Annotated in this window: 23 protein-coding genes; 4 read left to right on the top strand and 19 right to left on the bottom strand. The window is 45.9% G+C overall.

Annotation, left to right across the window (positions count from 1 at the left end; all coding sequences use genetic code 11):
* Positions 1 to 95: 95 nt before the first annotated feature.
* A complete protein-coding gene (msrB, locus tag VC28_RS04300) occupies positions 96 to 491 on the bottom strand; it encodes a peptide-methionine (R)-S-oxide reductase MsrB (protein WP_049629566.1) in 396 nt (131 codons plus the stop codon).
* 96 nt (positions 492 to 587) lie between these two features.
* On the opposite strand from msrB, the gene VC28_RS04295 reads away from it, so the two are divergent.
* Positions 588 to 1,802 carry a pyridoxal phosphate-dependent aminotransferase gene (locus tag VC28_RS04295; protein ID WP_049629565.1) on the top strand — a complete coding sequence of 405 codons (1,215 nt, stop codon included), beginning with the start codon at positions 588 to 590 and terminating at the stop codon, positions 1,800 to 1,802.
* Between the two features lie 91 nt (positions 1,803 to 1,893).
* On the opposite strand, the gene VC28_RS04290 is transcribed toward VC28_RS04295, so the two are convergent.
* Genes VC28_RS04290 through pdxB form a run of 3 tightly spaced genes read right to left on the bottom strand, consistent with a single transcriptional unit; the run spans position 1,894 to position 5,127 of the window.
* Complete coding sequence (locus VC28_RS04290) at positions 1,894 to 2,850, bottom strand: class I SAM-dependent methyltransferase (RefSeq protein WP_049629564.1); 957 nt, start codon at positions 2,848 to 2,850, stop codon at positions 1,894 to 1,896.
* Positions 2,847 to 3,989, bottom strand: a complete 1,143-nt coding sequence (locus VC28_RS04285) for an ATP-NAD kinase family protein (protein WP_049629563.1) — start codon at positions 3,987 to 3,989, stop codon at positions 2,847 to 2,849. Before VC28_RS04285 ends, VC28_RS04290 begins: the two co-directional genes overlap by 4 nt.
* Positions 3,982 to 5,127 carry a 4-phosphoerythronate dehydrogenase PdxB gene (gene pdxB, locus VC28_RS04280; RefSeq protein ID WP_049629562.1) on the bottom strand — a complete coding sequence of 382 codons (1,146 nt, stop codon included), beginning with the start codon at positions 5,125 to 5,127 and terminating at the stop codon, positions 3,982 to 3,984. The genes VC28_RS04285 and pdxB overlap by 8 nt, the downstream gene beginning before the upstream one ends.
* 214 nt (positions 5,128 to 5,341) lie before the next feature.
* On the opposite strand from pdxB, the gene VC28_RS04275 reads away from it, so the two are divergent.
* Complete coding sequence (locus VC28_RS04275; RefSeq protein ID WP_049629561.1) at positions 5,342 to 6,043, top strand: hypothetical protein; 702 nt, start codon at positions 5,342 to 5,344, stop codon at positions 6,041 to 6,043.
* 91 nt (positions 6,044 to 6,134) lie between these two features.
* On the opposite strand, the gene tusA is transcribed toward VC28_RS04275, so the two are convergent.
* Positions 6,135 to 6,368: a sulfurtransferase TusA gene (tusA, locus tag VC28_RS04270; protein WP_049629560.1), complete on the bottom strand. Its 234-nt coding sequence runs from the start codon at positions 6,366 to 6,368 to the stop codon at positions 6,135 to 6,137.
* Between the two features lie 109 nt (positions 6,369 to 6,477).
* Here tusA and VC28_RS04265 point away from each other — a divergent pair, with 109 nt between their 5' ends.
* Positions 6,478 to 6,879, top strand: a complete 402-nt coding sequence (locus VC28_RS04265) for a hypothetical protein (RefSeq protein ID WP_231591645.1) — start codon at positions 6,478 to 6,480, stop codon at positions 6,877 to 6,879.
* A gap of 22 nt (positions 6,880 to 6,901) precedes the next feature.
* On the opposite strand, the gene rlmM is transcribed toward VC28_RS04265, so the two are convergent.
* Positions 6,902 to 7,966: a 23S rRNA (cytidine(2498)-2'-O)-methyltransferase RlmM gene (rlmM, locus tag VC28_RS04260; RefSeq protein WP_049629559.1), complete on the bottom strand. Its 1,065-nt coding sequence runs from the start codon at positions 7,964 to 7,966 to the stop codon at positions 6,902 to 6,904.
* A 42-nt stretch (positions 7,967 to 8,008) separates the two neighbouring features.
* The gene (locus tag VC28_RS04255; RefSeq protein WP_197085480.1) at positions 8,009 to 8,248 is read right to left on the bottom strand and encodes a YheU family protein; all 240 of its coding nucleotides are present in this window, start codon (positions 8,246 to 8,248) and stop codon (positions 8,009 to 8,011) included.
* 139 nt (positions 8,249 to 8,387) lie between these two features.
* Here VC28_RS04255 and VC28_RS04250 point away from each other — a divergent pair, with 139 nt between their 5' ends.
* Complete coding sequence (locus tag VC28_RS04250) at positions 8,388 to 8,921, top strand: glycine cleavage system transcriptional repressor (RefSeq protein ID WP_049629558.1); 534 nt, start codon at positions 8,388 to 8,390, stop codon at positions 8,919 to 8,921.
* An 82-nt stretch (positions 8,922 to 9,003) separates the two neighbouring features.
* Here the strand turns inward: VC28_RS04250 and VC28_RS04245 are convergent, their stop codons facing one another.
* The 12 genes from VC28_RS04245 to VC28_RS04190 form a co-directional block, all read right to left on the bottom strand.
* Positions 9,004 to 9,414 (bottom strand): DUF2721 domain-containing protein, encoded by a 411-nt coding sequence (locus VC28_RS04245; RefSeq protein WP_049629557.1) that lies wholly within the window; start codon positions 9,412 to 9,414, stop codon positions 9,004 to 9,006.
* A gap of 30 nt (positions 9,415 to 9,444) precedes the next feature.
* Positions 9,445 to 13,350, bottom strand: a complete 3,906-nt coding sequence (locus VC28_RS04240) for a DUF6701 domain-containing protein (protein ID WP_197085479.1) — start codon at positions 13,348 to 13,350, stop codon at positions 9,445 to 9,447.
* A 69-nt stretch (positions 13,351 to 13,419) separates the two neighbouring features.
* Positions 13,420 to 13,926, bottom strand: a complete 507-nt coding sequence (locus VC28_RS04235) for an MSHA biogenesis protein MshP (protein ID WP_049629555.1) — start codon at positions 13,924 to 13,926, stop codon at positions 13,420 to 13,422.
* Positions 13,916 to 14,713 (bottom strand): PulJ/GspJ family protein, encoded by a 798-nt coding sequence (locus VC28_RS04230; protein WP_231591644.1) that lies wholly within the window; start codon positions 14,711 to 14,713, stop codon positions 13,916 to 13,918. The genes VC28_RS04235 and VC28_RS04230 overlap by 11 nt, the downstream gene beginning before the upstream one ends.
* A complete protein-coding gene (locus VC28_RS04225; RefSeq protein WP_231591643.1) occupies positions 14,713 to 15,186 on the bottom strand; it encodes a type IV pilus modification PilV family protein in 474 nt (157 codons plus the stop codon). The genes VC28_RS04230 and VC28_RS04225 overlap by 1 nt, the downstream gene beginning before the upstream one ends.
* Complete coding sequence (locus VC28_RS04220; RefSeq protein WP_049629553.1) at positions 15,170 to 15,598, bottom strand: pilus assembly FimT family protein; 429 nt, start codon at positions 15,596 to 15,598, stop codon at positions 15,170 to 15,172. The genes VC28_RS04225 and VC28_RS04220 overlap by 17 nt, the downstream gene beginning before the upstream one ends.
* A gap of 36 nt (positions 15,599 to 15,634) precedes the next feature.
* Positions 15,635 to 16,048 (bottom strand): type II secretion system protein, encoded by a 414-nt coding sequence (locus tag VC28_RS20065; protein ID WP_053094152.1) that lies wholly within the window; start codon positions 16,046 to 16,048, stop codon positions 15,635 to 15,637.
* A 220-nt stretch (positions 16,049 to 16,268) separates the two neighbouring features.
* Positions 16,269 to 16,784, bottom strand: coding sequence for an Ntn hydrolase family protein (locus VC28_RS04210; RefSeq protein WP_049629552.1), 516 nt, complete (start codon positions 16,782 to 16,784; stop codon positions 16,269 to 16,271).
* Positions 16,785 to 16,791: 7 nt separating this feature from the next.
* Positions 16,792 to 18,012, bottom strand: a complete 1,221-nt coding sequence (locus VC28_RS04205; RefSeq protein ID WP_049629551.1) for a type II secretion system F family protein — start codon at positions 18,010 to 18,012, stop codon at positions 16,792 to 16,794.
* A 36-nt stretch (positions 18,013 to 18,048) separates the two neighbouring features.
* Positions 18,049 to 19,764 (bottom strand): GspE/PulE family protein, encoded by a 1,716-nt coding sequence (locus VC28_RS04200; protein WP_049629550.1) that lies wholly within the window; start codon positions 19,762 to 19,764, stop codon positions 18,049 to 18,051.
* Between the two features lie 31 nt (positions 19,765 to 19,795).
* Positions 19,796 to 21,124, bottom strand: coding sequence for a tetratricopeptide repeat protein (locus VC28_RS04195; RefSeq protein ID WP_049629549.1), 1,329 nt, complete (start codon positions 21,122 to 21,124; stop codon positions 19,796 to 19,798).
* On the bottom strand, positions 21,124 to 22,053 hold the full coding sequence (locus tag VC28_RS04190) for an ExeA family protein (protein ID WP_049629548.1): 930 nt from the start codon (positions 22,051 to 22,053) through the stop codon (positions 21,124 to 21,126). The genes VC28_RS04195 and VC28_RS04190 overlap by 1 nt, the downstream gene beginning before the upstream one ends.
* Positions 22,054 to 22,079 lie beyond the last annotated feature (26 nt).

The raw sequence follows: 22,079 nt of genomic DNA, 5'->3' as shown, positions 1-22,079 counted from the left end.
AATTCCAACTTAACCCTGCAATTGTGTAAAAAAGAAGAGGTAATCCAGAAGGCAAACCATGATGAAAAAGTATGCCGGTAGCTAACCGGCATGGCCTATTTTTTATCAAATAAAATGGACGCTGAGTTAATGCAATAACGCAGACCGGTGGGTTCAGGGCCATCGGTAAATACATGCCCCAAGTGACAATCACACTTGCGACAGAGCACCTCGGTCCGATACATACCATGGCTGGTATCCAACTGCTCTTTAATCGCCGCTTTCACAGCGGGAGCATAAAAACTTGGCCAACCACAACCGGCATCAAACTTGGTATCCGCATCAAATAATAATTCACCGCAGCAGCGGCAGCGATAATCACCCGCACTAAACTCCTGCCAATATTCACCTGTGAAGGGGCGCTCGGTGCCCTTTTCCCGGCAAATCCGGTACTGCTCGGGTGTCAGTTTTTCACGCCAATAGGCATCGTTCAATTTTTCGTTATCAGCCATAAGGATTTCCTTGACAGATCAACTAGTTAAGGTCGATTATTCGAGTGTTTTTCAACCGCAATCACGCGTTACCGCAATCAAGGCATCTTACTGCAAATGAACCCGATTAAGAAATCCGACAAACTCAATGGAGTTTGCTATGACATTCGCGGCCCGGTACTCGAGCATGCTAACCGCCTCGAAGAAGAAGGCCATCGTATTCTTAAACTGAACATCGGCAACCCTGCCCCGTTTGGTTTTTCGGCGCCGGATGAAATCATCCAGGACGTCATCCATAACCTCGCCAATGCCGAAGGTTATACCGCATCCAAAGGTTTGTTTGCCGCACGCAAAGCCATCATGCACGAATGCCAACGTCTGGACATTCCTGGCGTTGAAATTGAAGATATTTTCCTCGGAAACGGTGCCAGCGAGCTAATCGTGATGGCCATGCAAGCGCTCTTGAACAATGGCGATGAAGTATTGGTTCCTGCACCGGATTATCCGCTGTGGACGGCAGCGGTCAATTTGGCCGGAGGCAAGGCTCACCATTATCTGTGTGACGAGCAATCAGACTGGTTTCCTGACCTTGCTGATATTGAAAGCAAAATTACCGATAGAACCCGCGGCATTGTGGTTATCAATCCGAATAATCCTACCGGCGCTGTCTACAGCGAGGAATTGTTGGAAGCGATTGTTGAACTCGCCCGTCGCCATAACCTGATTATTTTTGCCGATGAAATTTACAGCAAAATTTTGTACGACGATGCGCAATTCATTCCGATGGGCCGCCTCGCGCAAGATGTGTTGTGCGTGAGCTTTAACGGTCTGTCAAAGGCTTACCGTTTAGCAGGCTTCCGCTCTGGCTGGATGGTCATCAGTGGTGCAAAACATCGCGCGCGCAGTTACATCGAAGGTCTGGAAATGTTGTCGTCTATGCGCCTGTGTGCAAACGTGCCGGCTATGTATGCAGTCCAGACCGCATTGGGTGGCTACCAAAGTATCAATGAGCTGATTGTACCTGGCGGCCGCCTGCGCGATCAGCGCGATACTGCGTTAAAAGCTATCGCAGAAATTCCGGGTCTTTCTTGTGTAAAACCCAAAGGTGCTTTGTACTTGTTCCCCAAATTGGATTTGAACATGTACAAAATTAAAGATGACCAGCAGATGATTCTGGATTTCTTGCTGCAAGAGAAAGTGTTACTGGTTCAAGGCACTGCGTTTAATTGGCCTAACCGCGATCATTTCCGCATTGTGTTTTTGCCACGCGAAGATGATTTGACCAAAGCCATTCAACGTTTTGGCAACTTCTTGTCGCGCTATTCACAATAAGCCCACTTTGATTGCCATATAAAAAAACCAGCTTCGTGCTGGTTTTTTTATATCTTCTTTTTTTATATCTTCTTTTTTTATATCTGTTTCTTTATATCTGCTCCGGCACTTGAGACACCTGAGAGACTGCCGGTGGTAAACGGTATACCAGCAATTTTAATTGTTGCTCGGGGTCGATATCAGGAAAGTCACTATGCGGACGCAAGCGTTCGACAAATTCTGCAGAAGTACAATTTTCCAAAAATAGTTTTCGCAAAAAAACATCGCTTAGTTCCGGTGCATTTAAGCAAGCGAGCACCATTCCACCCTCTGGCATTAATTCAGGTAAACGACGGATCACTTTGGCATAATCTTTTTCTGCAATAAAACTGCCTTTTTGATAAGAGGGAGGATCAATTACCACCACATCGTAAGGGCCGCGCTTTTTAATTCGACTCCAGGATTTAAGGATATTTTCGGCAAGAAATTCGCTACGGGATTTATCCAGACTATTGCGAATGTGATTGCTCCGCCCCAAATTAAGCGCGGCACTGCTCATATCCACATTCACCACACATTCTGCGCCTGCTGCAACAGCAACGACCGAGAATGCACAGGTATAAGCAAATAAATTAAGTATGCGCTTGTTCCGGGCATTTTGTTCAATCCACGCCCTGCCCGGCTCCATATCCAAAAAGAAACCACTGTTTTGTTGCTGTGCTAAATGTAACGCAAATTGTAAATTACCGCGGCGCGCTACGCAGTGCTCGGGCAAAACACCCCAAATACATTCACTGGGTGCACCCGCAATATAGCGGCGCTGAATCAACAGCACTGTTTTTTTTGTATCGAATAAGAAGCGCGATTTATTTATCAACTGCGTTAGAAAATTATGTGGTGGCTCAGCAAACAAGGTCACCAGTATGACTGGTTGAAAAAAATCAACCGTTACAAATTCCAATCCGGGAAATGTGTGTCCACGGCCATGAAATACACGATAACTATCGATCAACTCACTCGCCGCTATTTTTTCTGCCAGCAGCTCAAGGCGTTCAATAATCGCATTCATATGTGGCTGCCCATGGAGGCATAACCTACTTGATACATAATCGATTCGTTGTATCCAGTAATCACACGCATATAACCGCAGAAAGATTGATCCAGTGAGGGATCATTAGTGTCTACCAATAAAGGCCTGCCGTTCAGCGCCAGTATTTTTCCGCGCGCGGCGATAATAACAATATTCTCTTTACCAACGCGCTTTACAATATCCGGCGTAAATTGCTGATTGCCACGTCCAAGAATATGCCCTTGACCACCAATTGCAGTAATGATCATTTTTACCGGCCCGCTAAATTGATCAAGCTGCTCACGAATTTGTGATGCTGTTACATCAATAGCGATCAACTCGTTATTCAATAAAATATCTACACCGAGCAAGCTGCCTTCAAGACCTAACTCTTGTAAAAATAAATGCGTCGTTGATCCGGGACCAACCAGATGAAGCGTGTCTGGCTGTAACTGTTGTATAATTTCTTGTGCAACGTCCAATTGCGCCAATTCATCGCGCTCTGTGCCCGCATTTTTGACTTGCTGCAGAAATTGCGAATCCTCCGGCACCAGTAAAGTGCCGTAAAAGCGCGCACGCACCTGACCATTACGAAATGCGTCTTCATCTATATCTTTAACATCGCGCTCAGCAATGTTTACCAATTGTCCCGTTAGTAATTGTTTGACGATTTCACCTGCTGCTTCCGGCGATATAGCGTAAACACCCGAATGCATTTTTACACCGGAAGGAACACCCAGAACGGGCTGGCGAACGCCAACAATATCTGCGATCAGGCGCGCAGTGCCATCGCCGCCTGCAAACAAAATTAAATCCACTGATTGATCTATCAGCGCAGCTGCCGCTGCACATGTATCGGATGCTTCACTGGGAAGTTGTTGTGCAGCGCCAATCACGTGAGTTATGAAGCCCAGCTCGCGGGCAACGGATTCACCCATATCGCCAGCAAAGCAATAAATCTCAATGTGATCGGCGAACCCCACTAAAAATTGAAGTGCGCGAGCCATACGTTGAGGCGCGCGCATTTCACCACCGCGCGCAAGCGCTTCGGTACGAATGGATTCACCATCCGAACCTTTTAAACCGACACTGCCGCCCAAACCTGCATAGGGGTTAATAATCAAGCCCAATTTAAACACAGCAAAAACCCAATACTTGCAGCCATTGCTTATCGGCTTGCGTTACCGATTCCAGATGCACCTGATAATTATGGAACTCGCGGCGCTTTGGATAAAATTTTCGTAGCCCATCAAAGCCTTCACCAAAATGAATTCGGCCTGCCATCGCATCCCTTGCAATATCGCGCAAGCGCGCATCATCAGCTTCGATATCGTATACCTGACGGATTAATTGTTTTGCAATTTCAAAAATATCGCCCGCTGATTTTTTTTCATCGATTCGCAATTGATTGTTTTCAAGAGACGGCACCAACTCTGTGAGCGATGCCTGTGGAGCAATATTCATATGCTGACAGAACGATTGATAAATCATCTCCGTACCGTTGAGTTTTCCATCGTAACTGTAGCCGGCGATATGTGGGCTACCGAGCAATACTTTATCCAACAGTTCTAATGAAATATCAGGCTCAGGCTCCCACACATCCAACACCACACGTAAATCAGTGCGCGACTGCAGCACCTCAAGCAAGGCTTGGTTATCGATAACGGCACCGCGCCCACAGTTAATTAGCACAGCACCTTTTTTCAATTGGTGTAGTTCACGGTGGCTAATCAAATGAAAACTGGGATGATCGCCTGTCGTAACCAGCGGTGTATGCATACTGATGACATCACATGCCAATACATCGTCCAACGAGGTGAGGTCAGGATTTTGTGCCGACGTCAAATTAGGGTCATAGCAGCGGACATCGACCCCCTGTGCTTTGAGACGCTTGTACAACAAGCCCCCAACGTTACCGCAACCGATAATCCCGAATTTCACCGGCAGCCAGTTAATGTTTAGATGACAGAGCGCTGCATAGACATACTCGACTACCGAATTCGCATTGCAACCCGGCGCGCTCGCCCAGCGGATGGACTTTGAATCCAGATAATGCTGATCAAGGTGATCGACACCGATAGTACAGGTACCGACAAACTTCACGTTACTACCATCCAATAGAGCCGGGTTCACTTTGGTCACTGAACGAACAATCAAGGCATCTGCATCCTGGACATCTTCAGCCGTCATCGCCCGACCAGGAATGCGCACAACCTCGCCCAATCGACTAAAAAATGCCTCTACCAGTGGGATGTTTTCATCCGCAACTATCTTCATATAAGACTCTCTTGTGCGCTAAGGATTGTATATGTTCTATTTGCCGTAAAATTAAGCACTCAATGTGCATGCGGAATAAAAATCAACCATAGCAGTTGTGCTTTTTGGAATTAGCATATACTTTATATAGTGATGGTGACGTTAAAACCATCAGTCGGAGCCCGCTGGAACTTATGCTCCTGCGGGATCTACCTCAAATAAAGGGGGTGGTATTATGAAGATCTCGGATACTGGCCACAACATGGATAATGTGGTTGATCTCTTCACCAGGAAAACCTATTCGGCCCTTCACGATGAGCGCTTTATTCGCCTGGCTCCAGAATTGGACGGGCTGGAAATGCTCTACTCCAACGATACCAGCTCCGACAAACTCTACAGCCTCAAGATTCTCTGCTGGGGTCTTCGCGCTAACGGCGATGTCGTCGGCTTGGTGCCCTGGCTGAACGATATAGTTCCCTGCCCCGATTTGTGTGACCCTCTCAATGGGCACTGGGAAGGTTATTACGACCCGGGCATCGATGAGCTCTTTTTTGAAGCGCCAATGCACAAGGTTATCGAACTTGAAACAGCGGCGGAATATTACGAAGTGCAATGCGACAGCGGCGATGATGTAATTCAGGAGTTGCCTGATACCATCGGCACCCATGCCGTATTGGCCATACCTGACAGCAAACGCCTGTCACTGGTAGAAGTGGTTAGTTGGAGCCTGCATTTTGATGGCAGTGTCTACGCGATGATTAGCGACCCCGCCAAAGTGGTCAGCACGCCAGTATTGCCTGGTGACGACTCCTTGTATGAAGCGCAAGCGAACGAAAACTTCCGGTATTTCTTTCAGCATCAAATTGCCAACAAAATCAAAGCCGAAGATCCTGAAGCTATGGCTGCGATATCAATGCTGGTGGATGGTATTCAATAAGCTCTATACGTGTTTGGACAAAAAATAACGCCGCTATTGCGGCGTTATTTTTAATCAGCTGTATAACTAAAAGCTTCAAAAAAATAAAACCCTAGTTTTTCCTGATATAAAAAAAATACTGATCGCCCTGTTCTTTCTGGCTCACCAATTCGTGACCAAGAAATAAACAAAATTTAGGGATATCCCTTAATGTCGATGGATCAGTTGCAATCACTTCGATCAAATTTCCCGCACTTGCTTCACGCATAATTTTATGCAGCATCATCACAGGCTCTGGACACATTAAACCGGATGCATCCAAACTTTTATCAATTCTTTCATTCATAGTTTTAAATCGTCTATAAACTTTTCAGCAAATAGCTACAAGATTGCTATTCTTAGCTCAATGGAAAAAACATCCTGGAGAAGATTTAACCTCCCGAGGAATCCCGTTGATGTCTCGGATACCGATAAGCGATTATATGCCTTCTGATTTTTTTAGTCGCCAAGCATTGGAGCTCAGCTTTCGCCTGCTTCGAAATAACCATCCTCTACTGGCGCATGCAATAAAACAAACTATCGACAACACTACAGCGGTTTCTTATGAAGAACTGCAATCAGCCTATACAGGCGAAATGCTACTCAACACTGATGTATTGGCATCACTCAAAGCACACACAATTGGAAAAATAGTGTCTGCATTAACCGATATTGGCGAAGCGGCATTACGTCAAAATGATTTGCCGCCGAATCATATGGCACTGATGCGCACGCTGATTGAAGATTGGGTGCAACTCACCGAATGGGTATTGCAACACAGCGCGAGTGACCATAACGATAAAACCGCTTATCACTAGGCGGTTTTATCGTCTCAAAAAATTAGTTCCCGTTTTGAAAAACACGCAAATGCCCCGTGACTTCCTCACGGTCGTGGAAGAGTTGCTTGAATTGAATTTCAACTCCAAACCCTGCTTTTTCCAATTCTGCACGTATGCGCTCTTCGCATTTCTTAACTTCGAGGTAGCGCTGTTTCATTGGTAATTTCAAATTAAAAATGGCTTCACGGCAATATTTTTTGGTAAACCAACGAATGACCATACTGGTCACGCGCGCGGGTTTATCAACAATATCGCATACCAACCAATGCACAGGTTTTTTTGACTCATACAAAAAACCATCGGTAAGAATATGCAGTACCTGGCCTGTCTCCAGTAAATTTTTATCCATCGGGCCATTATCAACAGCCTCTACATACATACCGCGCTGAACCAATTGCCATGTCCAACCGCCAGGTGCTGCGCCTAAATCTACTGCACGCATGCCTGATGCCAAACGTATATCCCAATCAGCTGCAGGGATAAAATGATGCCATGCCTCTTCCAACTTCAAAGTCGCCCGGCTCGGTGCTTCTTTTGGCAAACGCAAGCGTGCGATCCCCATTGGCCATGGCGATGAGTTTTGTATTGGACTAACCCCCAAGTAAGCCTGAGTTCCTGAAATAAAAACCAGATGTAACCGCAACTGGCTACTCGGTTGAAATAATTTATTTGCCTTCAATGCTTTTTCAAAGGGCGCAGTAAATTTTTTACCTAATCCTGATAACTCTTTACCTTCATTGGTATCAACAGTTTCAATAACCAGCTCACGTGTGCGCGGTAACTTTTCTGTCGCAGCAAGTAAAGGAGTTACACGGTCAGCAACAGGCAAATCATCAACCAAACCATCGCTTGCAAACCATTGGCGCGCGAAAATCAGTTGCGTAAACCGCAGTTGTTTGGTCAACACTTCAGCGCCATTGGGTATTTGCGTGATAAAGACAACATAGGCACTGTTATCTTTGGTTTTACTGTAACCATAGATACCAAGTTCACCGGCTAAATCGGTAATTTCAGCAGCGCATTCTTTTTCAAAACCCGCGCGGCAATGTAAAAATAAATGATTCACGATGTTCTCTTTAATCGAATAAATATTGAATGTAGTAAGAAGTTAGCTTGATGCGCCCTGCTCCAGCAATTCCGCATCGCGTCTGGGCAATAAAGTCACCGATTCATAAGCAGGATCAAATACAACAACCACTTCGCGGCGCTTTAATAATAGTTTGACTTGCTCAACTTTGATGCTGAGCGGCACTTCTTCAAAGCCATAATCAGTTCCATCACGAGTAATAAACTCTTCAATCAATCCCTGCAATGCGTCCTCTGATATTTGATCATAGGGAACAATCATGAAAATTCTCACTGGTTTCACTAAGGTTAAAAAGCACATCAGCTTCGCTTGTCGTAGTGTTGCAAGCGGAGTATCTTTATCCCATCAACCTTCGCTATTAACAGGTATTTAATACCGTTTCTTACAATAAGGATCTGCCGTGAATACACAATTGGTTTTAACTGTCCTCTGTGACGACCGTCCGGGTGTCGTAGAACAACTTGCACAAACAATCAGCACACACCATGGCAACTGGTTGGAAAGCCGCATGGCGCAACTTGCAGGTAAATTTGCTGGAATCCTTCAGGTAGCCGTAGCTGATGAACATCAACAGGAACTGCGCAATGCCCTGTCTAACCTCACCACGCTGGGCTTTAAGATCGTTGTGGATACTGCCACCACTATAAACAAACCAGAATGCCGTGAGTTTAGTTTTAGTGTGGTAGGCAATGACCGGCCAGGCATTGTACGGGAAATCGCCCAAGCCTTTGCTGCCCGTCATATTAACATGGGCGAGCTGGAAACGGCGTGCTCCAGTATGCCTTGGTCAGGTGAGCCACTTTTTGAAGCAACAGGGATTATCGAAGTGCCCAAATCGGTTGATATGAACGAGCTCTATGATCACTTGGACATAATTGCTGATGAACTGGCCGTGGATATTCGGCTGGAGTCATCAACAGAACGTAGTAATTAACCTACCGTTCAAACAAAAAGAGCCACTTAGGTGGCTCTTTTCGTTTAATACTCTTTTATATCAGCAAACCTTTACTGGTCGATCAAGGTTTACGCTTTTTCAATTCCTCATCAAATTTTTCCAACTCAATATTAATGGCTGTTGTTGAAATATTGACTTCATAAAATGAAAACAGCAGTGATAAAACCAGCAACAACAAACTCGCCGCAAACAAATACATACCTGCCACATAAAAACCCAGCAATAACGAAAACATCGACAGTGTACAAAATACAAATGATAAAACCCCAAATGCCTGCATGAGCCGTATCACTGTCATGCGTGTACGCAAATTTTCAATCTGACGGATAACAATGTCACGACTGGGGGCATTCTCTAAATTACTTAACTGGCGAATCACATTTGCCAATGTGACAAAACGATTGGTGTAGGCCAGCATCAATAGTGAAATTGCCGGAAACAATAAACTGGGAGTGGTAATGGTCATTTCCATAAAATTATCTTTTGGTTACACAAAAAGTGTTTAGTTAAAACGCTCACGCCAATAAATGACACGGTCATGGCCGCGGTAGCTGCCAAAGCCGAATCGTGCTGTTGGCAAGCTGGTATCAGAATAATTACCATCTTGATTCCAATCGAAGCGCAACCAAGGATATGCTGTAAGATCAACATCAACATTAAATTGACCCTGGGCATTTCCGGTGGGTGCAGAAAACGAATGCTGCGCGCTACCACTCGAAAACACTATTTCAGTAGCAGTTATAGATGCGTAAGACCCCGTTGTGGTTCCACTGCCTAACGAAACCTGTAAGTTTGCAGGAGTCAGGATACTTCCTGCTGGATAGGTGATTGCACTGCGTAAAATTTTTGTGCAATTGCTGTCATCCGTATTAGGCACAAAAAAACCTCCACCCCAATATTCTGTTGAAAAATTTACAGGAAGTGGCGCAGTTTCAGGGCCAAAAGCATCGTCTAATCGCAAGCGTCCGTAACGCATATTCAATGCTGAGCCCAATCTAATAGCTGTACATCCTGCGCCACTGCATGCACCTGTTGTAGATGCATTCATATTCAGTCCTTGCAAACTGCGTGAATCGAACGAGTCTGTTAATTGCAGACCAACTTGCAGATTAGTATATGGACCATCAGGAGTCTGGTTTGGCGATGAACGACTGAAAGTGGCTGCAGCTGAATTGACCGGCAATACTCCGGCAGCCCATGTATGCGTTGCACCATCTGAGAAGCGCGACAAATTCACTCCGGCATCTGCATTTTCGGTGACGTAACTAATCGTTGGCATAGTGCCGTAAGCGGGGATGTAATTCGTTAATGTATTACCAGCAACGCCCTTTGCCTCTATTGAATACGATAAATTCAATGGCTGCTGCATATAAGAAAATCCAGTGCAGCTATTCGTAAGTGTAGAATTAGCTAAAGTGAAATGATTTGGATAAAAACGACCGACTGTACCAGTAGAAATAAAATTAGAAACAACACCTCCACCTAAATAATCACGATCATTCGGTATAGTCGTCGTTGCTGGATTGTCATACTCAGGAATAATGGTAATGCTGCCTACTTGGTTCCAACGTACATCGTCATATGAAAATACACCTTGCGGCGTGGCTGCCGTAATGGAACCACTCACTGTTAATTCGGTAGGTACTCCACCTGCTGGATGAACTATCGATTGAGTTTTTATCTTCAAAAATTGCGTTTCAGGTGTAATCTCTCTTCCAAAATTTGGAGTAACTGCTGCAGGTGTTGCACCGTTCATCGACGCAACAAACACCTTAAATTGTTCACCAGCCGCGACAAATTGGGCAGCAATTCCAGGGGCGTTACTACCACCAGGATTTGGCGTACCATTGGTTCTTTGTACTGCCGCAACAACAAAGCTGTTCGGCTTCACAACAAATGGACTACTACTAGCGAATATGGTTAGCTCTGGATTATTCCCTAATGCGTCGATTTTTAAACGGCCATGCAATGTCACTTGACCGACATCAGAATAATTCAAAGTCATTGGCGCTTCGCCGCTGGCATTGAACGTCACATTCACATTATTGTAATTAACTGAAGCACCATTGTTGTTTGGAGCGATGACTGCGCCATTCACCAAAAACTGGCCACCCGCACAAGTTGTGGGATTGTTACAAGTAAACCCTATTCCCATTTGCAATGTTCTTGACGCGACTACAGCTTCACACACGCCTGTTTTAGGATTAGTACTAATCACTTTTGCAATTGCGTTTTTACTATTCCCAACATTTCCTTCCACACCGGCAATCTGGGTGGGAATAGGAATTACTGATGCACTGTGCTGAATTCTCAGCGCAGTATCTAAAAATGTAATGGGCGATGTGGCTGAAGCCGTTGCACTCTCAGCCCTAATGGTTAAATTGCCAGGTGTAGTTTGTCGCAAATATTTTGTAAAAGAAGATTCACTGCCTGTGAAAGTAAATGTGGTACCACCAACCCAAACACCGGTAGCTGGGGCGGTGCTCATTGTAACCACGGTACCTGCAGGAGGATTGTAAGCAACACCCGACGAATTCAGTGCAGTGACAGTCACTGATTCTGCTGCGCAGGTAATACCCGTTGCACTATGAGTAATTAAATACCCAGCAGGTGTTGTCACACATTCATACAACCCCGGTGCAGTAATAGGCGATGCATTAACACCCGAAGGAATAGCAACGTAAGACGCACTACCCGGTGTTTGCCAGCGCAATTGTGCAACTGCAAAACCACCGTTTTCATAGTATTCCAATTTAATGGGGTATCTGTTGCCCGCAATTAAATTCACGGCTGCAGAAGTATGAGTAGTAACAGAATGGTCATTCCATTGATCAATTAATAAATCACCATTCACTGTCAGACGTACACCATCATCAGAATTGGTTTGAAAACGGTGCACACCTGATTGGGTTACGTGTATGTACCCTTCCCATCTCACTGAAAAATTATTGTCGCCAACTCCGGCTGGGCCTGGCACTCCAGTTCCCCAATCAAAATTAATTGGGCCATCCAATCTTGTGCGAGTGACTGGATTTGTCAGCGTTTGATTATTGAAATAATTTCCGGTAATGCCTGCTGATAAATTGGTTGAGCAAGAACTTACCGGCGGTTTTGGCGCAGGTGTACATTCATATAACCCTGCCCCCATTGTCGGTAAAGGGCCACCAGGAATAGCAACATAGGTTGCTGAACCGGGTAAGCGCCAACGCAAACGAATAACGGCATCACCGCCATTTTCATAATATTCCAAACGGATTTTGTAAGTATTTCCTGCGACAAGATTGATATCAGTGGAGGTATCTGTAGTTGCAGAATGGTCATTCCAGCGATCAATAATCAAGGTGTCATTGATATACAAACGCACGCCATCATCGGATTCTGTTTGAAAACGATAAGCGCCTGTTTGGGTTGCACGTATAAATCCGTTCCAACGAACCGAAAAATTATCCGCATTAATTCCGCTTGCTCCTGGTGCTGCACCGCCCCAGCTAAAATCGATTGGTGCATCGGAACGCGTTCCTGTAGAGGGTTCTGTTAGTGTGCGGTTATTGTAATAATATCCTGTGATTCCGCTTGATGTACCATCAGTACAATTCATAGGTGTTGGTGGGAGCGGTGCAGGACCACATGCATTCGCTGGTGTGGAATTAGGCAAGCATGTGCCATAAACAGTGCCGCCATTGGTAAGATCCACTGTAGAATAATTTGGTGCCGTTAAATTACCGTACACCGTTGAATTAATAATGATAATAGGATCTGTATTTGTAGTAATCGTGATTGGGGATGATGCAGAACCCAATTGGCTTCCATTTTGAATCACAGCATTACTTGAACCCGAAATACTGCCGCTGGTCATTGTTACTGCAGACATTGTTAGCGGGTTATTAGATGTCATAACAAAATTGCCAGAGAGCGTGCCACCTGTAAAATTCATTCCAGAATGACCTCTTGCTCCCCCGCTGAGATTAGCACCATTGGTGATAATCGTTTGGTTTTGACTGGTCACCAAACCGGAAACACTACCCCCCGTTAAATTAATGGCTCCACCTGTGGTAATAGTTCCTGTGAGCGCGGTGCCAACTAATGTCACATTGCCGCTCGAAGAAGTGATATTGCCAAACACGGTATTAGTGCCAGAAGCATCTACATTTCCATAGGTAGATGTCAGGTTTATACGGTTACTGGAGGAGCCAACAGTATTGTTGTTCAGTGAAAAACCATTGTTCGCTGAAATCGTAATCGTCGTATTGGCGGTAAGAATATCACCCGATGCTAATGTCACTCGCCCATTACCATTACAGGTGTAAGTTGTGCCTGAAACACTCCAACTGGTATTACAAGGAGGATAGGAACCACTGGTGAGATTGTAAGTGGCAGCATTTGCAAAACAGCAAAATCCAATCAACATGAAAAGCAGCAGATGATGCGATTTTTTTAGCGGTGAACAACAGAAAAAATGAAATAAAGTTTGCATTTATCACTGCTCCCGATATGCGCCAACTTCGATAATACGCTGGGCACGAAAATGATCGGCCGGGCCACAAGTGCCAACACTTCTAATCGTATAAAAACTTTTTGTCACACCAACGGGTGATGTCGGTAAATAGTTAGCTGCTGTGCCATGAGCACATGCACTACCATCCTGATATCGACAAGAACAACTCACTACGACGGAACACATCCGCAACCCATTCACGCTTGCAAAATTGTGATTAATTGCCATATTTGCACAAGCTGCATCTGTAGCGTTACGTGTGGTTGTTGTTAAAAACAATCCTTGCATACCACGCTGCGCACCACTCTCTGCCGCATAAAATGATTGGATATTGGTTAACTCCTGAATAGTTGCCGTATTAGTTTGTGTGGCTGTGCGCGAAATCGTTAGGGCTAAAACCCCCATTACTACCAGAATAAATAACGCCAGCGGCAATAAAAATCCGCGCTGGTGGCGATGGCATGCAATAGAAAATTGATCAGGGCACATTGCGGATGAGCACCCTCTGCGTGAAATTAATGGTTTCGCCACCGCTGGAAAAATTCAACGATATCTCTATTGCCGTATTTCGATTCTCACTGCCAGCCAATAGTGTAAAAGGTGTGGTGGCACTGATATTGCGCGCAATAATGTCATGGGCACCGCCAACTGTTACATTCGCACTATTCACATCAATGCCCTGATAAAAGTGCAATTCATTCCCCACAACACAAAATGCTTGCGGATTATCCAGCAAATAATAACGCCGGTTAACGGAATTACGTTGCCATCGCGTGGCTGCCGTTAAGGTGATATTTCCACCCGCGTAACCCGCCCTTGAAACAGCCGCTGCACCGTAAATTTCATCAGCGCTCATCGCACCAATCGTGACATGCACAGCAGAACCAAAATCGATTGATACAGGCGATGCAGCAATTGTTGCAGTTGGCGGTGCAAGATTTTCAGTATCAGGGACAGGATTAAAATAATTTCCACCCGCCGCAATTGGCATAAATTCCAAACAACTACCGCCGTTAGTTGTGCGAACAGAATACGGTAGCGCAACACGCAATTGCCGCGTCATGCGCTCAAGCGCTTGACGCGACGTATTGACTAACAAGGCTCGTGTTTGTGTTCGCTGATAAGCCTCCGTTGTTTTAACAACGAAGCCAGTGCCGATAGTGGCAAGGATAGAGAGCAGGACAATAACCGTGATTAATTCAATCAGCGTAAAACCTGATGAACGATTTCCTGTGATGAGTGAAAGTCCTTTTGCTTCCAGTGAATAGTGCTTCACTAAAAATTCGCTCGCTCTGCTGCAAGCAAAATTGTTTCGCCAGTGGGTGTTGTGACACTGACAGTAATCACTTTAATGTTTGTGTTGGTGGTTACATTCACACTGCGTGTATAGCCCGCAGCCGGGGTATTAAGTTCGGTACGGTTATGGTAATCGTCCACATCGTTGTAGTTATCCTCGGTAATGTTGTCACATGCAACCGAACCCGCTTGTGCACTATTGCACGCTGGAATACCACCCGTTGGAGTTTGTGCATCATATTTCAATGCAAGAATTTCATCGAGTTTGGACTGCGCCGCTTCCAACGCTTGTGTGCGGACAATTGGATCAACATTGGTGATCGTCGCCTGACGATAAACCCCCACCAATGCCAATAGCGCAATGCTGACCACCACAATAAACACAATCATCTCAATCAAGCTCACGCCTGATTCACGTTCGCAATGCAGTGTGTAGTTAGGGCACATAAGCATAGCCGCTGGCATCCACTTGCACAGTGGCACTCACACCACTGCTATTGCCTGAACCGGTCAGGGTTATTGTTGTAGCCGTTGTGCGGCCTAATTTGTCATAGCTTAACGTCAGCGCAGGAAGGGTTACACCTTTGGGCATATCCAAAGGATAAAAATCGCTACCGACTGGTATCGGGTTTCCATCTTCATTAACACTGACCGAATTTGCTGTAAGTACTAATGTGATATTTGGCCGCATCATGGCTTGCTGCTGCGCAAAAAACAAAGCCGCGATGAGATCATCGCGGCCTGATTGTACTGGGGCTGTTCCAGCTGAACCTATCCGTGAAAACAAAGTGATCGACAAAATACCCACCAAAATCATTACGGTGACTAACTCGATCAGAGTAAAACCTTGTTCACAACGTTTCATGGATAGTTGACATCTATACTACTCACAACACAAAGATTAGTTTGTCACGCCATAACCAACAAATGTTGCTGTCTTACCTTTATAGGTGAGCGTACAAGTTGAAGAACCGCCTTGAGTACCGATACCACCTCCAGCAAGCGGTGTTCCAGTTCCTGTTGTAATCACATAATCAGTTGAAGGTAATCCGCCTCCATCAAGCACAGCGGCAACACCCTCACAGGTAGTAACTGCTATCGGAGTTGGCGCAGTTAAACCTGCATCTATTGCGATGTTGTTTGCATGGTTTATGGCCGCAGCACTTCCAAGAGCACCCGCAACTCCACGTACCGCAGCATCTTCGGCGGCATCGGACAAATCCACAAATCTAGGCAGTGCTGTCGCAGCCAAAATGCCCAAAATTACAATTACCGCAATCAACTCAATCAAAGTAAAACCAGATTGTTGTTTCATAACAAAGCTCCACGCCGATAAAAGAAAAGATAACAACTAATTAACTGATAGCGCACTCGTAACCGCCGAGTTGCACTCTGAACATCCATGACGCCGCATGCCTCACTACTTGCGGATTAAACTCAGGTTACTTATACCGAAATATAGCTAAAACTCCCAAGAATGCCAGTTTATAAGTTAACTAATGTTAAGCCCCAATATTACCCGCCTGTTGAAACACTTAAGGGCTTTCGGGCATAAAAGCCAAACTACCTATTAAGGGAGAGTAATCAAAATAAGCACTGCCATCCTCGTACTGATAACGGCACCCTCCGGCATACGCTAGTGAGCGGAATTCGCCCTTGGGTTCTGCAGCCATACCTTTGGCAATCGGCGCAGGGTTTTGCAAAAGCAGCCGCCACAACTGGTAACAGTCCTCATCGGTCGGCTTGTAATCGCTTGCAACGCTTCCCTGTACAGAGGCGGGCCAGCCTTGCGGTGAAAAATAGAGAAATTTATCGGCGATGGCCAACGGTTGTTGTGACGCTTGATTTTTATTGGCGATACTGTCCATTAAATACTGCACACGCACATTCGCTGCGCCCGTCATAAAATGGTGTGATAGAACCTCCAGGCGCAATATGCGTGCATCAGCTGCCATAAAGGCATAACGGCCCAATGCCGCCAACGCAATAATTGAAATAACGATTAAGCTAACAAAAAGCTCAAACCGCCCGTGATGGTAGGATTGGATCAAGTGCGCCTCACTTTTGGATGCTGTACATATCCCACATCGGCAAGAAGATACCCAGCGCCAGCACTGTAACGAACCCCGCCATAATGACGATCATGATGGGCTCGATCCGGTCGCTAAGTTGTTTTACATCGTATTCCACTTCGCTTTCATAAAAAGCAGCAACTTCGGCAAGCAGCGCATCGACCTGACCGCTCTCTTCCCCTACCGAAATCATCTGCAACACCAAGGGCGTAAACATGCCGCTTACCAAATGGGTTTGAAACAATCCTTCACCCCGCTCTACGCCGGTGCGAATGTTGCGGATTTTGTCGCCCAGATAGGGGTTATCAACTGCACGCGCACTTAGCTCCAATGCGTTGGAAAGCGGTAAGCCTGCATTGAGCATTAGCCCAAATGAACGCGCATAACGCGCAAGGGAGGCGCGCTCAATAATATCGCCCACTACAATCAGCTTGAGTTTTTTACGCCCCCACACACGGCTGCCTTCCGGTGTGTTCACATAGTGATATGCCCATGCAATGACTGCGACAATAACAGCGAATAAGTACATCCAGTAGTTAACAAAAAAATCCGATATGCCAATCAATATTCGTGTTGGCAATGGAAGTTGTGCGCCGAATTTTTCAAACATTCCAGCAAATGCTGGAATCACTTTGATGTTGATAATCACAATCGCGATAGAAATTGCAATCAATACAAACGAAGGATAGCGCAGTGCCGTTTTGATACTTTTCATGGTCGCCAAATCGCGCTCCATGTATTCACTGAGCTGCTTGAATACCAAATCCAAGCGGCCCGAGTTTTCACCTACGCTCACCAAGCTGACAAATAGATTATTGAATATTTTGGGATGCGCGCGCATGGCAGTCGATAATTCCACACCCGCTTCCAGTCGCTCGATCACATCGAGCAGCGTTTGCTGAAACGTATAATTGCGCAACGATGCCGATAACCCACGCAAGCCTTTTACCAACGGAATTCCCGCTCGCGTAATGGTGTGCATTTGCCGGCAAAACATAATCAGCTCAACCGTTTCCACTTTGCCGCGGTTAGTCGCACGGGTAAAACGTTCAGACAAGCTTAATTTTTCAATAAATTCATTAACATCAACCGGTGTGATGCCGCGGCCTAATAATTGGTTGACGGCTGCATCCTGACTGGAGGCATCCAGTTGGCCCGTAATGGGGCGACCTTCTGCATTGCGGCCTTTAAATTCGTAGATTGCCATAATCAGTATTTATCCAACTCCTTTCAACGTTAAGGATTAGATTTCATCTATCTGTGCAGAAATACTCATCACTTCTTCAAGTGTGGTTTTACCTTCTATTGCATAACCCAAAGCAGCTTCGCTTAGGGTGACAAAATTCGGGACAGCATTAGCCGCATGAGTGAAAGCATTAATGTCGTTCATACGCAGTGCATCAGCCATTGCATGGTTCAATTCCAACATTTCAAAAATACCGATGCGACCGCGATAACCCGTGTTGTGGCAATGCGGGCAACCTGCCCCCTGTTTAAAGGGTACGTTGCTGTAATCGCGCCCTTTGCCGATGGTTGCCAGCAACTGGCGTTCGTTTGCATCCGGTGTGTGCGGCTGAATACAGCTATTACAAATACGACGCACCAACCGCTGCGCCACAATAGCTTTCAATGCAGTTGCTACCAAATAGCCATCAACACCAATATCCATTAAACGCAATGCTGAGGTCACCGCATCATTGGTGTGTAAAGTCGATAACACCATGTGGCCTGTCATGGAGGCACGCAGTGCAATCTCGGCTGATTCAGCATCGCGGATCTCACCGACTAACAAAATATCCGGGTCTTGACGCAAGGTTGCGCGCAAGACACTCGCAAAATTTAAACCAATTTTTTCGTGCAGTTGCACCTGGCTGATACGGGGGAGCCGATATTCCACAGGGTCTTCTACGGTGATAATTTTTTTATCCGGCTTATTTAATTCTGAAAGCGCGCCGTACAAGGTAGTGGTTTTACCGCTACCCGTTGGCCCGGTAACCAACACCAATCCGTGTGGGCGAGTGATGACTTTACGAAAGCGATCAATCAAATGCGGCGGCATTCCTACATCACTCAATGGTCGCACACCATCGGTCTGGTCAAGCAAACGCATAACCACAGATTCACCAAATTGCACCGGCATGGTGGAAATACGCACATCGATATTGTGATGTTTGACTTTCAAATTAAAACGGCCGTCTTGCGGCAAACGCTTTTCTGAAATATCCATGCCCGACATTAATTTCAAACGCACCACCAATGCAGAAGCAATACGTTTTTCATTCATCACTTGCTCTAACAACACACCGTCGATACGGTTGCGGATGCGCAATACTTTTTCGTCTGGCTCGATATGGATATCCGATGCTTTGGTATTGATCGCCTCTTCAAATATTTTTTGCAGCAGCTTAACCACCGGTGCTTCGCTGTCGGTCGCATCGACCGCAAAATCCGCCAAATCCAATGCAGATTCTTGCAACTCTTCATCCAACTCACCCGCCAGCGTTGCGATTTCACTGGCACGTGTGTAGGCGATATCAAGAATATCCAGTAACTCTGATTCACGCACCACCGCAGGCTTGAGATTTTTTTGCAAAATACGTTGCAGCTCATCCAAGCAGAAAATATCAGTTGGGTCCGCCATGCCTAATAACAGGCCATCAAAATCTTCGCGCAGCAGCATTACCCGATAACGGCGAGCGCTGGTCTCGGGCAGTTTTTGCACAAGATCGCGATCAAAACGAAATTGCTTTAATTCAACAAACGGGATATTTAATTGCGCTGACAACAAACTGAGCAACGCATTTTCTTCTACATAACCCAACTCCACCAAAGTGGCACCCAGTTTTCGGCCGGTGAGCTTCTGCTCTTGCAGTGCATGCTGGAGCTGTGTTTCAGAGATCATATTTTTTTCGACGAGCAAATCGCCGATACGAATACGCTTGGGTGCAAATGTGCTCATAATAAAATTAACCCGTTCTTACGGTTATTAGTCACTGCTGCAGCGCAGCAAGGCGCTGTTGAATATAGGTACGCACCTGCGGTGGCAAGTCTGCATATTGATTAACACGTTGATATGCCTGCAAGGCGACTTGCGGTTGGTTGAGTGCATCTTGCGATAAGGCAAACCCCAACCAATACGCGGGTTTATCGCCAAACATTCCCAGCAAGCGGCGATAGTGATTGGCCGCCTCTAACGACTTACCATTTTTTTGATACAACCCGGCCAACAATGCACGGTAATTTTCATCTTTATCGGCATCAGTTAAATGGGTTTCCAGCAATTCTATCGCCACGTCTTCTTGTTGCTGGTTCACTAATATTTTTGCCTGGTAATACGCTTGTTCATAGCTCGATAAAAAATCCGCTTGAGCCAATATACGCTGGGCTGCAGTAATATCATTTTGCTCAACTAAAATATCCAGTAGCGTTTTTACAGATTCACGTGGCTGCTGTGCAGACGCGATGAACCCTTGTAATCTTTCTATCGCAAAATTCACTTGACCTTGCGCCACCAACTCTCGTGCTTCGCGCGCCTGCTCTTCATCTTTCCATTTGGGATTGGGAGTAATATCCAAGTGCGCAGGCTCATCAGATAAAGCCTGTACAACCTGGGATTTTTTATTGCGTTGTTCAGTTGCTATATTTTCCGAAGGATTCTGTAGCGGTGTTTCATCCACCCCGAATGGATCTTTTACGCTGACAGAGACAGTTTCAAGCGCTGTAGAATCACCAACAGCAGCAGAAGCCTCAGGAGCAACAGAAGATTCGCGAACATCAACGTTTTCAGCGGAAGCTACGCTGCCAACGTTTGTATCTGCTTCTTGAATTACCGCATCAGTTGCGATTTTGTTTTCAACAACAGTATTTGTCAGTGTAGTCACTGCGGCTTCCAGCGCCGCCAAACGTGTAACCAATTCCGGATCAGGCTGCGAGGGCGCTGTCACTGGCACATCACTGACAATTATTTCTTTTTGTTGGATAGTCGTTTGTGTTTCAGAGGGTTCAGTTATTGGCGTATCCGCCGGTTGAACGGCATATTGCGCTGGCAATTGTTGTGTTTCTTCACTGCCCGCTTGCTTCCCGGCTATATGCTTCCCGGTTATGTACTGCCAAGCAATGGCAATAGCGAACACAACTACAAACACCAACACGCTGGGTAGAAAGCTGCGCGGCAAAGGTTTAGCAGCACTGGACTGATTAAATAATTCACGCTGCTCTTGTGCGCTCAGATCCAACGTCGGGCTTGCGCCTGCCGATAACGCATCAACCGGTTTTTGCTGGTGCGAGAGATCGCGCAACATGTCATTGAGCAAACTCATCACACTGCTCCCGACAAATTACCCAATACCACAGGCACCAAAACAATGGCGGCAGCTGCGCTGGCTGCCAGCATTGGCCATAACCAAAAATCACGCCGCGCCAACCAACGCCCAAGCGAACGGCTTTCGGCAGTATCCATAATGGCGCGCACCATATGACTGCGGCTGACTTTATCAGCCGATTGTCCGTAGGCTGCAAGCATCGCTTTATGCGCAATCACATTAATTAACCGTGGCACACCGCCAGAGGCTTTGTATAACAAGGAAATAGCCGAACGAGAAAATAATGACGCACCTCGGTAACCTGCAGAACTTAAACGATATGCAAGATAATCCGGCAAACTGGCTTTGGGAATTGTTTGCAAGTATTCAGCAAATACAATGCGCTGCTTCAATTGGCGAAGATCAGGACGATCAAGCAATTCATCCAACTCCGGCTGACCGAATAAAACCACTTGAAGCAATTTACTTTTTTCAGTTTCCAAATTGGTCAGCAAACGCAGTGCTTCTATTGTCTCGCGTGGCATGGCCTGCGCTTCATCCACTACCAAAACGACTTGGCACTTTTGTTGTGCCAACTCGACCAAGCGCAAATTAATATCTTTTAATAGTTGATACGAAGGGACATCCGGTGAATAAGGAATGCCTATTTCTTCAGCAAGAAACCATTTCAGTTCATCGGGTGTGAGATACGGGTTTGGAATATACGCAGTGATGTAATTATCGCCCAAGCTGGCTAGCAGCTTACGGCTAAGCAAGGTTTTACCAGTACCAACTTCACCCACAATTTTGATAAAGCCTTCGCTGTGTTTTAACGCAAGTAAGAGTGTGCTCAATACTTCGCGATGGCTTTGGCTATTAAAATAAAATTGGGTATCGGGCGTTAATGAAAAAGGATGCTCCTTTAATCCAAAATGTTGCCGGTACATAAGGAACCTCGCGAGCGCAGATAGTT

This window comes from Cellvibrio sp. pealriver, from assembly GCF_001183545.1.
In the GTDB taxonomy this organism is placed as follows: domain Bacteria; phylum Pseudomonadota; class Gammaproteobacteria; order Pseudomonadales; family Cellvibrionaceae; genus Cellvibrio.
This window is presented reverse-complemented; position numbering and strand designations above follow the sequence as displayed.

What these genes read in the sequence shown, in the direction of transcription:
- msrB (WP_049629566.1), bottom strand. Translation starts at nt 491, where the DNA reads ATGGCTGATAACGAAAAATTGAACGATGCCTATTGGCGTGAAAAACTG.
- VC28_RS04295 (WP_049629565.1), top strand. Translation starts at nt 588, where the DNA reads ATGAACCCGATTAAGAAATCCGACAAACTCAATGGAGTTTGCTATGAC.
- VC28_RS04290 (WP_049629564.1), bottom strand. Translation starts at nt 2,850, where the DNA reads ATGAATGCGATTATTGAACGCCTTGAGCTGCTGGCAGAAAAAATAGCG.
- pdxB (WP_049629562.1), bottom strand. Translation starts at nt 5,127, where the DNA reads ATGAAGATAGTTGCGGATGAAAACATCCCACTGGTAGAGGCATTTTTT.
- VC28_RS04275 (WP_049629561.1), top strand. Translation starts at nt 5,342, where the DNA reads ATGAAGATCTCGGATACTGGCCACAACATGGATAATGTGGTTGATCTC.
- tusA (WP_049629560.1), bottom strand. Translation starts at nt 6,368, where the DNA reads ATGAATGAAAGAATTGATAAAAGTTTGGATGCATCCGGTTTAATGTGT.
- VC28_RS04265 (WP_231591645.1), top strand. Translation starts at nt 6,478, where the DNA reads ATGTCTCGGATACCGATAAGCGATTATATGCCTTCTGATTTTTTTAGT.
- VC28_RS04255 (WP_197085480.1), bottom strand. Translation starts at nt 8,248, where the DNA reads ATGATTGTTCCCTATGATCAAATATCAGAGGACGCATTGCAGGGATTG.
- VC28_RS04245 (WP_049629557.1), bottom strand. Translation starts at nt 9,414, where the DNA reads ATGGAAATGACCATTACCACTCCCAGTTTATTGTTTCCGGCAATTTCA.
- VC28_RS04240 (WP_197085479.1), bottom strand. Translation starts at nt 13,350, where the DNA reads ATGTTGATTGGATTTTGCTGTTTTGCAAATGCTGCCACTTACAATCTC.
- VC28_RS04235 (WP_049629555.1), bottom strand. Translation starts at nt 13,926, where the DNA reads ATGTGCCCTGATCAATTTTCTATTGCATGCCATCGCCACCAGCGCGGA.
- VC28_RS04225 (WP_231591643.1), bottom strand. Translation starts at nt 15,186, where the DNA reads ATGCTTATGTGCCCTAACTACACACTGCATTGCGAACGTGAATCAGGC.
- VC28_RS04220 (WP_049629553.1), bottom strand. Translation starts at nt 15,598, where the DNA reads ATGAAACGTTGTGAACAAGGTTTTACTCTGATCGAGTTAGTCACCGTA.
- VC28_RS20065 (WP_053094152.1), bottom strand. Translation starts at nt 16,048, where the DNA reads ATGAAACAACAATCTGGTTTTACTTTGATTGAGTTGATTGCGGTAATT.
- VC28_RS04205 (WP_049629551.1), bottom strand. Translation starts at nt 18,012, where the DNA reads ATGGCAATCTACGAATTTAAAGGCCGCAATGCAGAAGGTCGCCCCATT.
- VC28_RS04200 (WP_049629550.1), bottom strand. Translation starts at nt 19,764, where the DNA reads ATGAGCACATTTGCACCCAAGCGTATTCGTATCGGCGATTTGCTCGTC.
- VC28_RS04195 (WP_049629549.1), bottom strand. Translation starts at nt 21,124, where the DNA reads ATGAGTTTGCTCAATGACATGTTGCGCGATCTCTCGCACCAGCAAAAA.
- VC28_RS04190 (WP_049629548.1), bottom strand. Translation starts at nt 22,053, where the DNA reads ATGTACCGGCAACATTTTGGATTAAAGGAGCATCCTTTTTCATTAACG.